Origin of the sequence: Pseudoalteromonas sp. SR43-7 (assembly GCF_014163785.1) — a bacterium.
In the GTDB taxonomy this organism is placed as follows: domain Bacteria; phylum Pseudomonadota; class Gammaproteobacteria; order Enterobacterales; family Alteromonadaceae; genus Pseudoalteromonas; species Pseudoalteromonas distincta.
The window spans coordinates 107,189-119,501 of sequence record NZ_JACJDY010000013.1 but is presented as its reverse complement, the minus strand read 5'-3'; the positions used below and the strand labels follow the sequence as shown (position 1 = coordinate 119,501).

The 12,313-nt window shown below is 41.8% G+C and carries 9 protein-coding genes; 4 read left to right on the top strand and 5 right to left on the bottom strand.

Annotated features, from left to right (window positions below; all coding sequences use genetic code 11):
• The 5 genes from H5087_RS11655 to H5087_RS11635 all read right to left on the bottom strand — a co-directional run.
• A partial coding sequence (locus tag H5087_RS11655; RefSeq protein ID WP_182672129.1) for a cold-shock protein occupies positions 1 to 185 on the bottom strand: 185 nt, incomplete at its 3' end.
• Positions 186 to 610: 425 nt separating this feature from the next.
• Entirely contained in the window at positions 611 to 1,615 is a 1,005-nt protein-coding gene (locus H5087_RS11650; RefSeq protein WP_182672128.1) for a YeiH family protein, read from the bottom strand.
• A complete protein-coding gene (locus H5087_RS11645) occupies positions 1,615 to 2,610 on the bottom strand; it encodes a TauD/TfdA family dioxygenase (protein ID WP_182672127.1) in 996 nt (331 codons plus the stop codon). The genes H5087_RS11650 and H5087_RS11645 overlap by 1 nt, the downstream gene beginning before the upstream one ends.
• 9 nt (positions 2,611 to 2,619) lie before the next feature.
• Entirely contained in the window at positions 2,620 to 3,582 is a 963-nt protein-coding gene (locus H5087_RS11640; RefSeq protein WP_182672126.1) for an aldo/keto reductase, read from the bottom strand.
• 215 nt (positions 3,583 to 3,797) lie between these two features.
• Positions 3,798 to 4,547, bottom strand: a complete 750-nt coding sequence (locus H5087_RS11635) for a GntR family transcriptional regulator (protein ID WP_002960219.1) — start codon at positions 4,545 to 4,547, stop codon at positions 3,798 to 3,800.
• A 180-nt stretch (positions 4,548 to 4,727) separates the two neighbouring features.
• On the opposite strand from H5087_RS11635, the gene H5087_RS11630 reads away from it, so the two are divergent.
• From H5087_RS11630 to H5087_RS11615, 4 genes are all read left to right on the top strand, one after another.
• Positions 4,728 to 5,495, top strand: coding sequence for a sulfite exporter TauE/SafE family protein (locus H5087_RS11630; RefSeq protein WP_310736468.1), 768 nt, complete (start codon positions 4,728 to 4,730; stop codon positions 5,493 to 5,495).
• 107 nt (positions 5,496 to 5,602) lie between these two features.
• Positions 5,603 to 7,663: an alpha-xylosidase gene (locus H5087_RS11625; RefSeq protein ID WP_182672125.1), complete on the top strand. Its 2,061-nt coding sequence runs from the start codon at positions 5,603 to 5,605 to the stop codon at positions 7,661 to 7,663.
• A gap of 102 nt (positions 7,664 to 7,765) precedes the next feature.
• On the top strand, positions 7,766 to 9,505 hold the full coding sequence (locus H5087_RS11620) for a solute:sodium symporter family transporter (RefSeq protein ID WP_182672124.1): 1,740 nt from the start codon (positions 7,766 to 7,768) through the stop codon (positions 9,503 to 9,505).
• 208 nt (positions 9,506 to 9,713) lie between these two features.
• Complete coding sequence (locus H5087_RS11615) at positions 9,714 to 12,155, top strand: TonB-dependent receptor (protein WP_182672123.1); 2,442 nt, start codon at positions 9,714 to 9,716, stop codon at positions 12,153 to 12,155.
• Positions 12,156 to 12,313 lie beyond the last annotated feature (158 nt).

Genomic DNA, 12,313 nt, shown 5'->3' with positions numbered 1-12,313 from the left:
TGTGGGCCTTTTTGACCTTGAGTAACAGTAAACTGTACACGTTGGCCTTCAGCTAAAGTTTTGAAACCGTCGCCAGAGATTGCGCTGAAATGTGCGAAAACATCAGGACCAGATTCTTGCTCGATGAAACCAAAACCTTTTGCTTCGTTGAAAAATTTAACTGTACCAGTTGTAGTTGTAGACATAATAGTATCCTAAGGATTAATAAAAGTGCGCCTTAAATTAGGCAATTTAACAGGAAGAAAACATACATTTAACTGAGGATAACGCGAAGGATTATTACTAAAACAACGTGGTACTTACAAATAAATAGGGTTTTCTGTCAACCCGATGCGAGGCAGGATAACAGTAAATTAAAGTATATACCAAGCCCTATTGTAAATTTATTTTAGAGTAAGTACTTTATTTGTTTGTTGTTTTTTTAACTAACTAGTTATGATTAAGATGATATTTTATACTTTTAAAATAAAGGTAAGCTTTGTTTAATCAATGCGTTAAGCTTGTTTTTGTGCGTAGTTTTAGAGTAGGCAAAATACAGCTTTTAATTGGTTGAAACATGACCTAATTACCTACTAAATTTTTTTAGATATACCCTAAATAATGTAATTCTTTAGCTCCAAATTACAAATCCAAGTATTAATAACGCAATCCAAAGTGTTTCAGCCACAATTAAAATAATGGGTTTCATACCTACTTCGGTTAGTTTTCCTAAATTAGTTTTCATACCTATGGCTGAAATAGCAGCAATTAAAAAGAACTGCGAAAGTTCGTTAGCGGTTTCAAGTACTATTGTAGGAACTGAAAAGCAGCTATTTATTACCATAAGTATTACAAAGCCAATTAAAAACCCAGGTACTTTAGGTAACTCTCCGTGTTTTTCTTTATTTGAGCGATTAATAACGACCATCATAATAAGTACAACGGGTAGTAGCATTGCAACACGTACTAGCTTAGTTAGAGTTGCTATATCGCCTGTCTCGGGTGATACCGAATAACCTGCACCCACTACCTGGGCTACATCATGTATTGTGCCACCTAAAAATACGCCTGCATTATGGGCGTCAAACTCAAGATAATTAACCACAATAGGGTAGAGGATCATAGCGAGAGTCGACATAGCTGTTACGCCAATAACGGTTAATAGGGTATCGCGTTCTTTATGTTCGCTGTTTGGCATAATAGACGAGATAGCCAGCGCAGCAGACGCTCCACAAATAGCAACCGAGCCACCTGTTAGTGCACCAAAGCGTTTTTGTAAGCCAAATACGCGCGCTAGCACTACACCTAAAATAATAGTGGTAAATATGGCGCCCGCTAACATAAGTGCTGTTTGCCAACCCAGTGTTACTAAATCTCCCAGTGCTATGCGTGTGCCTAGCAGTACTATACCGACGCGCAAAACCGTGGTACCAGTAAAGTCGATACCTTTGGCGCAAGGGCTATCGCTTTGATACAAAAATGAGACTGCCATACCCAGTAACAAAGCAAACAGCATGGCTGGCGCGCCGTAATGCTCACTCAAAAATAAAGCGGCAAGGCCAGTCATTGCAGCAATGCTGGCGCCTTGCCATAAAGGTGATATTTTACTGCTTAATTTACCACTTAAGCGCTGCATTACGCTTTAGCTGCGGTAAGTGCTACTAACACTTGGCGTTTACGTTCACCTGTAAAAGGGCGACGACCATGCATAGCCATTTCGTTATCAACTAAAGCAACGTCACCGTCTTGCCATGCAAGATCAAAGGTAAATACTTTAGAAAGCTCAACAATTTTATCAAGTCCTGCTTTAGGTATTGCACTACCATCGCCAAAAGTAATGGCGATTGATGGATTTTCGCGTACACCTTTCCAGCCCATGTAAGCGGCAATCAGTTGGTTATAAAAAACCTGTACGTTATTTTCAAGAGTTACTACAGCAGGCAGTACCGGTGTAACGGCTTTTAGTGAGCCGTCTTCAAGCCATTCCCACTCGTAACCAAGTTCGGTTAATTTATTATGTGCTTCGTCTTTGGTTTCTACACTTAGCGTACTTTTCCAGCTTCGGCCTTGGCCTGATGTTGCGTCGTCAGCGGCTGGCATATAGGTGGTATATTTTAGGCCTTTGTGTTCAAAGTCATGGGCAAGCTTGCTGTCGTATTCTTTTAACGCACTAAATAATTTATCTGATCGGCAAAGAGGTGTAGCACCGCCTTCTTCAGCGGCCGATTTACAAAAAAAGAACAACTTACTTGGCGAAATAGGCGTTTGCGCCATTTCGTGATGCAAGTATATTTCTACATCTTTTGGCGCTTCGTTAGCTGTAAATACACGTTCGGTAAAATTAATTCGTACCGCGTTAGACAGTGACTCTTTATAGGTAAAGTTTGTGTAGTCAAACCCGGCTGAAAAAGTATCAAAGGTTTCGGCACTATTTATAGGAAAGCCGCGAAACAACACAGCACCTGAGCTGCGAAGTTTTTTAGCCAATTCACTTTTATTTGCGCGAATGAAAGCTACCGCTTCTTCAACGGTGCTGGCGTTATTGTTATTAACCACAATGCACGGAAAAACCGAGTCATCAAACGTTAATTGAGTTGGCACTGAGGCGTAGTTAATTTCGGTAGCTGACATTTTATTATCCTAATCGTAAATTGGGTGAAAACGGTTAAAGGCAGCTTCACAAAAGTGCCCAGGGTCGTTAAACCGGCGATTACTGTTAAGCGCAGAAATTTGCGCCATTTCTTGCTCTGTTAATTCAAAATCAAACAGTGCGAGATTTTCTTTCATGCGTTCAAGTTTTGATGTTTTTGGAATAATGGCAGTGCCGCGTTGCACGCCCCAGCGAAGAACTACTTGTGCTGGCGTTTTGCCATGATTGCGTGCAGCCGCGTTAACAACGCTTTGCTCAAGAACTGATTCAGCTTTATCAGCCATTTCTAGCTCAAGGTATGAAAGCGCACCCAGTGGTGAAAACGCAGTAACCGGAATATCGTACTGCTTTGCGAGTCTTACTAATCGCTCTTGCGTTAAATAAGGGTGCGACTCAATTTGCAACATAGCGGGTTTGATATTTGCGTAGGTCATTAAATCGTGAAGCAGTGCGCTTGAGTAATTACATACCCCAATGCGTTTTGCTTTGTTGTTGTGTACTTGTTCTTCCATTGCTTGCCACGTTAAATACAATGGTACTTTTGAAAGCTCCATTTGTGGGTTTTGCGCCGTAGGGTCAACAAACCACTCTGGTGGATAGCGGGTTTCTATTGGCACAAATGTTTGCGCAATCGGAAAATGAATTAGGTATAAGTCTAGGTAATCTAGCTTTAAATCACTCAGTGTTTTATCAATCGCGAGGCCAACATGCTCTGGTGCATGAAAGGTATTCCACAGTTTTGATGTTACCCATAATTCTTCACGGGTACATAAGCCATCGTTTATTGCTTGGGCGATGCCATCGCCTACTTGCTCTTCGTTACCGTAGTCTGATGCGCAATCAAGATGGCGGTAACCCGCCTTAATGGCTTGGTATACCGTTTGTGCACAATCTTCTTGCGCGACTTTCCATAAACCGAACCCTACTGGAGGGATATTATTTAATGAACTCATTGGGAATTCCTGTTAAAAATGCATAATGACTTAGGTCTTGTATAAGACATAAGTTATTATACGAATCAAACAGTGTCAATACTGTGTTAACAGCAAAGCAGTAAATGGTTCAGTTAAAAAACCTACAGGCAGCAAAAAGGCAGCGTTTGCTGCCTTTAAAAAATATTTAATTATTATGCGCTAAAGTGGGTTTTTAGCACTAAACACGCTTTTAATTAATCAAGTTCAATTTGATAGTGGTAATGATCGCTACGGCATTTGCTTTGGCGGTATTCAATACGTTTACCTTCGATTGATTCGGTAATGCGTGATACCAACAGCAGTGGATCGCCAGCTTTTATAGCAAGCATTTTGGCATCATCCATTGTAGCCAGTACGGCCTTAATACTGTCTTGGGTTTTGTGTACAGTTTGGTTAAATTTGGTCTGATAGTAATGGTACAATGTATGCGGAATATCACTACTTTGATGTATATCAGGAAAGTAGCTTTGCGGTAGGTATATAGTTTCGCTCATGCAAAATTCGTTATTAAGAATGCGCCTACGAACAAGCTTGGTAACTTTGTCTTTTTTATTGAGTTGTAACGCTTCTATTACTTCAACTGGCGCTGCACAAAGCTCAACCGATAGCAGTTCAGCCTTTGGTAAATCGGCACCTTTACCGTCTGCTTGTAACGGAAAAAACCTAAATAAGGCATCTTGCGCAGTATGCTCTGATACAAACGTACCAACGCCTTGGCGACGAGTTACTATTTTATTGTCGGTTAATAAGTTTAGTGCTTTACGAACTGTACCTTGGCTTACGTTAAATTCTTCAGCAAGGCGAAATTCGCTTGGTAGTGCTTCGCCAGGTACCCAACGTCTTTCAACAATGAGCTGTTTAATATAATCAGCCACTTGTAAGTAAAGTGGTTGAAAAGCCAAGCTTGGGCCACTTAATTTGTGATCAAACATAGAGTTACTCATTATTATTTACCATTAAATTTAATCCACCTGTAGTTATAGCATAGGTGAAACCTTTTACGCATATTTGCGCTAGCTCAATTAAACGTGAACTACTGCTGTAGTGTTTAATAGGCGCAAAATATACATTATGCCTAAAAACAAATCGTTACACTACAATAGCTCACCCTTAGGGAATTAAAAGTGCTCAGTATATCTTTTGAACTCATTTTGCTTATGGCGTTGTGCCTAAGCCTTGCCACTGTAATGCAAACTCTTAGCGGGTTTGGCTTTGGGTTGCTGGTGGTTGCAAGCTTTACGTTGCTTGATGTATTACCACTTACGGCAACTACATTTTTAGTGAGTTTGCTGGGGTTAGTTAATTCAACAACCGTGGTCGTTAAAAACCGCAGTTCGGTAAAAGTACCCGAGCTAAAACTTATGTTGTATACCGGTATTCCACTAATGCTGTTAGGTTTTGTGCTACTTGAGTATATGTCGTCGCATTTAACACACTATTTAAACTTTGCTTTAGGTGTAAGCATTTTACTTTGCTGCGCTTTAATGCTGATTGGCCGCGAGCGTGCAAATAAACAAAGTCGTCCTCGTTCATTTTTAATAGCCGGTGGAGTAAGTGGGTTACTTGGTGGGTTGTTTTCAACCTCAGGGCCGCCGCTTGTGTTTCAGTGTTATAAGCAAAGTTGGTCTATTGAAGCTATTCGCAGTACGTTATTAGCGGTATTTACTATTGGTGGACTAGTACGTGTAGGTATCGCTTTATTTGGTACTTTGCCTGGGCTCGACATTATGTTTTTAATTGCAGCGGCTATTCCTTTAGTGTTGCTAGTTACGCATTTTGCTCGTAAATTAACGCCCTACGTTGACGCTAAATGGGTACGTATTATAGCAATTGCATTGCTTGGCCTAAGTGGTATATCGCTGGTGGCAACATCGGCGCCGGGGATATTTTAAAAATCGCGATGTAAATAATTCATCTTGAGTTTATTTACGTTGACATGGGGATTACAATTATTTAACTTGTGTCTTATACAAGACTAATAATTGGTTAAGGAACTCCCATGAATGCATTTGAATTACGTGAGCCAGACTGGAACGCAATAGAGCCAGCACGCTTAACCGCACAGCCAAAGTTACAAAGTAATGTGCTGGTTTTGCCCACTCAGTTTGGTGATATTAGCGTAACGATTAGCCAGTTTGGCTTACGTTTAAATGCAGGCACCACGCATGACGAGCAATTTAAAATATTAACCACAACCCCATCAGAATACCCCCTAACACTTAGCAAAAACAATAATGATTACAGCGTAAGTGGTGGCGAATACCGCCTAGAATTTTACAGCGACCCTTTTCATTTCAAACTTTATAAAAACGATGAGCTAGTACAGCAATCAGCAACTGATGGTCACTTTGTACGCCAGCACCGTTTACCGCCACTGGCTAAAACCGATAACGGCTGGATATTAAGCCTAGAGCTTAACTACGACGAAGCCGTGTATGGTCTTGGCGAAAAATGGGGCAAGCTTGATAAACGCGGCCAACTTATTCGTTCATACAACCACGATGCGCTAGGTGTGAACGCCGAAAAGTCTTATAAAAATACCCCGTATGCTTGGAGCCCAGAAGGCTGGAATTTGTTTGTACATACAGCCGCGCCTGTTACCCATGGTGTAGGTTATGCATTATGGTCGCAACGCGCATATGTATGTTTAGTTGAAGATGAGGCGCTAGATGTATTTTTATATCAAGAACAAACACCAGCTCAAAGCATTAACCGTTACTGTGAGCTAACAGGTTTTGCACCGGTGCCACCGCAGTGGAGCTTTGGTGTTATTTTATCAAAAGCGTATTACAAAGATGCTGACGAATTACTTAGTGTTGCCCGCGAAGTACGTGCTAAAAATATGCCGTGCGATGTAATTACTCTTGATGGCCGTGCATGGCAAGACACCGACACCCGCTTTGCATTTGAATGGGATCCAACACGCTACGCAGACCCAAAACCTGTGCTTGATGAACTAAAAGCGATGGATTTTAAAATTTGTGTGTGGGAATACCCGATGATCTCGGTAAATAACCCATTATTTGCTAAAGCGGCCGAAAATGGCTGGCTTATAAAAGACAAACGCACAGGTAAAGCGTATCAATACGAGTGGGATTTAAGCCCGTTTGGCGAAGTACTTACGCCACTGCCTGAGTCGGGTATTTTAGATTTTACGCACCCTGATGCTTACGAATATTGGCTCGAATCGCATAAGCCTTTGTTTGAGCTTGGCGTAGATATGATAAAAGCGGATTTTGGCGAGCAGCTAGAAGACGAAAACATGGTATCGCACAGTGGCGACAGCGGTATTAGGCTACACAACGTTTACAGCATGTTGTACAACCGCTGCGTTTTTGAGGCCGCCGAAAAATACTGTAAAACTGGGCCATTTTTGTTTAGCCGTTCAGCATGGACGGGCAGCCAATGTTTTCCTGCTCAGTGGGGCGGCGACCCGCAAGCCGATTGGCAGGGTTTAGCGGCAAGCATTCGTGGCAGTTTAGCGTGGGGTATGTCGGGTGGGCCATTTTTTGCAACCGACATTGGTGGTTTTTACAAAGACACCCGCGACGCAGAACTTTACGTGCGCTGGGCACAAGCTTCAGTATTTAGCGCACATATGCGCTTACACGGTATTGGTCCTCGCGAACCGTGGTCTTACACCGAGCAAGCAAGTGATGCGGTATTTGCAGCACTTAAATTACGCTACCAGTTAATTCCGTACTTACAAACATGTGCAGAGCAAGCGCAGCAAACAGGCTTGCCGGTTCAGCGTGCCATGGCATTGGCATTTCCTGATGATGTACTGGCGCATAGTTTTGATCAGCAATTTATGTGCGGTGAAAAATTACTGGTTGTGCCGTGTGTAGTACCAAACGGTAAAATTAAGTTTTACTTACCGCAAGGTAGTTGGATTCGCTTCCCCGATAAACAAGTTTACGAAGGGAGTAAGTACTACGAGCACACACTCGCACTTGAAGAAATGGCAGTATTTGTACGCGAAGGCGACAGCCTAATACTTGGCCCAGAGGTTCAACACACAGAACAAGACATGAGCCAATTAACAGCATGGCCTAAATAAAACTCGGCTTAATAAAAAACACACACAACACACATACAACACACAATAATAAAGATATTAGCTTACTTTTTACCGAGTAAAGTAAGCTAAAAGGGGCGCAAGATGGAAGGTATGAACATTACCATGACACTGCTATCGTGCTTGGCGTTTATGGCGCTGGTGGGATATATCTCGTACCAAAAAACCAAAGGGGAAGTTAACACCCAAGATGGCTACTTTTTAGCGGGTCGTGGGTTAACAGGTACATTTATAGCAGGGTCAATGATCCTCACTAACTTATCGGCCGAGCAACTAATTGGCCTTAATGGCTCAGCCTATGGTTACAACCTAAGCTCAATGGCGTGGGAAGTAACCGCAGGAGTATCAACCATTATTATGGCGTTGATCTTTTTGCCTCGTTATCTAGCGGGCGCGTTTTCTACCTTACCTGAATTTTTACGGGATCGTTTTGACGATACCGTACGACGCATGACGGTGATCTTATTTATGGTAGGGTATTGTTTTATAACGATCCCTTCTGTTTTGTACTCAGGATCAATAGCCGTACTTAGACTTTTTGATGTACCCACCTTATTAAATATGAGCTACCAATCAAGCCTAATTGTGACCATTATTACAGTGGGCTCAGTTGGGGCTATTTATGCTGTATTTGGTGGTTTAAAGGCGGTTGCGGTCTCAGATACCATTAATGGTGTTGGGTTACTTATCATTGGTATTTTAGTGCCAACACTGGGCTTAATTGCATTGGGTGATGGTAGTTTTTCAGAAGGGTTAAGCACCCTAGTAAACACCGACACAGAAAAGCTCAATGCTATTGGTAGTAGCGATGATCCCGTGCCATTTGGCACTATTTTTACAGGGATGATCTTAGCTAATTTGTTTTATTGGGGCACTAATCAGTATGTGATCCAGCGCACATTGGGCGCTAAAAACTTAGTTGAAGGTCAAAAAGGGGTGTTGTTTTCAGGGTACTTTAAAGTGCTAGTACCGTTTATGATGATGATCCCTGGCGTTATTGCTTACCATCTTTATAAACACGAAAGCCTGCCAACTATCGATTTAGCTTACCCACATTTGGTAAAAGAAGTGCTTCCACAGTATTTATCTGGCTTCTTTTTGGCCGTATTGCTAGGTGCTGTATTTAGCTCATTTAATTCATTGCTCAACAGCGCGGCGACCTTATTTTGCTTAGATGTTTATAAGCCAATGAAAAAAAATAAGGTAACAGACAGCCAACTTATAAAAGTAGCCAAAATTACCAGTATTGTTATTGCCATATTGTCGTTTATAACTGCGCCATTATTGATGTTTGCACCTGAAGGTTTATGGCACATTATTCGTGTGTTTACAGGCTTTTACAACATTCCGGTCATCACAATTGTATTGGTTGGTTTGTTTACTCGAAAAGTGCCTGCACTGGGCGCTAAAGTCGCGATTATATTCCATATTATTGCCTATACCTTGCTTAAATTTGTATGGGATGTAGACATTAACTTTATTCATATTTACGCCATTTTATTCTTAATTGAATTGGCAATAATGTTGGGTATTGGTTACTACAAACCCCTTAAAACACCATGGCAATTTACACGCAAAGCCGAGGTAGACCTTAATCCTTGGAAATACGCATTACCTTGCGCAATTGTATTAGTAGGCTTGATTGTTAGCTTGTATATATTGTTTTCGCCGCTCGGATTGGTTGGTGGAACCAGTGTGTACTTTGTACCAAGTTTAGTTGTTGTTTGGTCTACTGTTTTAGTGCTTAGCTGGTGGAGTGTACGTTGTTGGCAGGTTCGTTACGAAAATAGCTTAGCGCATATTGGGATTCCAAAGGCCGTATAACATGCGGCTGATTCCTCATTACTTAATTTAAAATTACATTTTATTCACATAATGATTGCATTAGTAAGATTGTTTGTTTAAATTTAAAGCTCTTATATAAGATATAAGAGCTTTAAGGAAAGTATCACACACTGACACCGCTTTTTAGCAACCCACACAATTGCTAGCGCGGTACCACACAGCACACACGCACAATATGGAGAATGACATGAGAGCTAAAAAGTCCGTCTTAAGCTTGGCAGTCACGTTAGCAATGACAACCGGTTTAGCATTAAGCACGCAGGTACATGCGCAGCAAGAGCAAACCGAACAAGAACAAGAACAACAAAAAACAGAAACAGCTAAAAACGATACATTTGAAAAAATAGTCGTTACTTCACAAAAAAGAACGCAAAGTTTAAACGAAGTACCTGTTGCGGTATCGGTACTTAATAGCGATCAAATTAATTCAGCTTTTGCTAATAACATGGAAGGCTTACAGTCGCTTGTTCCTTCGGTTAGCTTTAGAAAAGGCACCACAACACGTAACTCAGCGCTAACAGTGCGCGGTATTGGTACTATTTCATTTAGTATTGCTGCTGAACCAAGTGTGGCAACTGTTGTTGATGGCGTGGTACTTGGCCGCTCGGGTCAAGCATTTGCCGATTTATACGACGTAGACCGCATTGAAGTATTACGCGGGCCACAAGGTACATTGTTTGGCAAAAACGCCTCAGCAGGTGTGGTAAATATTACCACTAAAGATCCGTCGTACGACACAACCGGCAGCGTAGAAACCTCGTTTTATCAAGATAACGAATACCGTTTTAAAGGCGTTATAAGCGGCGGTTTAACCGACGATTTAGCGGCAAGCCTAACGGTATTTAAAGGTAAGTTTGACGGTTACATTGATAACGTTTACAACAACGAAAAAGTAAATGGTTACGACCGTGAAGGTGCACGTGCTGTATTTAAATACGAGCCAGAGGACGACTTAAGCGTAAAGTTTATAGCTGAGTTTTACAACGCAGATGATGACTGTTGTGCCGACTTAGAAGCCCTGCCAAGTGGTCGTAATCCTGATTCAAAGGCAGCGCCAAACAGTAACGGCATTGTGGATGGCGTAGCCGATATTGATCTAGACCAGCGCAAAGTTGACCATGACTACGAGTCGCGCACAATTGACGAACATAGCGCATTTTCGGTGCAAGTTGATAAAACAATTGGCGACTATACGTATACTTCAATTACAGCGCAGCGTTCATGGGATAACACAGAATACCGCGAAGGCGACTTTACCTCAATTGCAGGCGACAGCAGCGAGCCGGTATTTGGCGCGCCGTTTCAGTTACATGATATTGGTGCACAGCAATGGGATCAGTTTTCACAAGAATTTAGAGTTACATCAAACCTAGCTGGGCCATTTAATTATGTTGCTGGCTTATTTTATTGGAACATGGATTCACAACGTAACTTTACTCGCGATGCAAGTTGTCAAAATAATGGTGGCCAGCTTGATAGCGCAATGGCTTTTTACGCGCAAAATAACTTATCGGGCGCTGAGCTTGATACAGCACTTGCTGACTTAGAAGGTTACACACAAAGCCTAGGCGTTAGCTGTAACGCAAACGATATTGTATCGGCCACTGCTTTTATGAGCACAGAATTTAATAACTGGGCAGCCTTTGCCGATGGTACCTACGATTTATCTGAAGATTTACGTGTTTTATTTGGTATTCGTTACACCGACGATGAAGTGTCGTACACGCATCGCCGTGTAAGTAACGATGTATATGGCCGCACCGGTGTAGGCGTGCGCCCAGCAACACTTAATACAGATGATGAAGGCAAAGCCGAAGAAACCAACGTATCGGGTCGTTTAGGTATGCAATACGATTTAGGCGATGGCCAAATGGTATACGGCACTTACTCGCAAGGTTACAAAGGCCCTGGTTTTAATATTTATTATAACTTTAATCCAGACACCGACAGCCGCGAAATAGCACCTGAAGAGTCAGACGCTTATGAAATAGGCTACAAATACGCAAGCCGCGAATTTGTATTTAACATGGCTCTTTTTAGAACCGAAATTGAAGGCTTTCAAGCTAACAATTTTGACTGTTCAGACGGCACCTGTATTACCCGCTTAACCAATGCGGGCGACGTAAGTACACAAGGTGTTGAAGTTGACTTTATGTGGGCTGCAACAGAGTCGCTAACGCTTACCGGTGGTGTTGCTTATATTAAAGCTGAAATTGACGAGTTTAATTGTCCGGCAGAGGTTGCCGCTGGCTCGTGTACTGACCGCTCAGGTTTAGATGTCCCATTTTCGCCAGATCTTAAATACTCACTAACGGCTGATTACTTTATTGAAACCGACCATGGTTTTAACGTACACATAAACAGCTCATACATTTACACCGATGAGCAATACTCAGACCTACCAGACAACGTAGGTGAATTTAATCCAGCTGCTTTATTACCAGATTACGGTATATTAAACGCAAGTGTGGGTTTATCGTTTAAAGATGACGCGTTTAGAGTATCGCTTATTGCTAAAAACTTAACCGACGAAAGCTACGTAACTACCTACAGTGGCGATAACTTCCGTTATCAAATTCCGCGCGATGCAGAGCGCTACTTTGGGGTATCGTTTAAAGCACGTTTTTAATATTTAAATAACTCCCTCAATAATTTCCCTTAAAAGCGCAACGTTTAACACGTTGCGCTTTTTTTGTGACTTATTTTTGTAATAGTTTGGTCATCTTACTTTCATTAAAATTACCTTTATCAGTCACATCTGTTTTCTATAGTGCAGCGGTTGATCTT

Coding starts and splice junctions, on each gene's coding strand:
- H5087_RS11650 (WP_182672128.1), bottom strand. CDS start 1,615: ATGCAGCGCTTAAGTGGTAAATTAAGCAGTAAAATATCACCTTTATGG.
- H5087_RS11645 (WP_182672127.1), bottom strand. CDS start 2,610: ATGTCAGCTACCGAAATTAACTACGCCTCAGTGCCAACTCAATTAACG.
- H5087_RS11640 (WP_182672126.1), bottom strand. CDS start 3,582: ATGAGTTCATTAAATAATATCCCTCCAGTAGGGTTCGGTTTATGGAAA.
- H5087_RS11635 (WP_002960219.1), bottom strand. CDS start 4,547: ATGAGTAACTCTATGTTTGATCACAAATTAAGTGGCCCAAGCTTGGCT.
- H5087_RS11625 (WP_182672125.1), top strand. CDS start 5,603: ATGAATGCATTTGAATTACGTGAGCCAGACTGGAACGCAATAGAGCCA.
- H5087_RS11620 (WP_182672124.1), top strand. CDS start 7,766: ATGGAAGGTATGAACATTACCATGACACTGCTATCGTGCTTGGCGTTT.
- H5087_RS11615 (WP_182672123.1), top strand. CDS start 9,714: ATGAGAGCTAAAAAGTCCGTCTTAAGCTTGGCAGTCACGTTAGCAATG.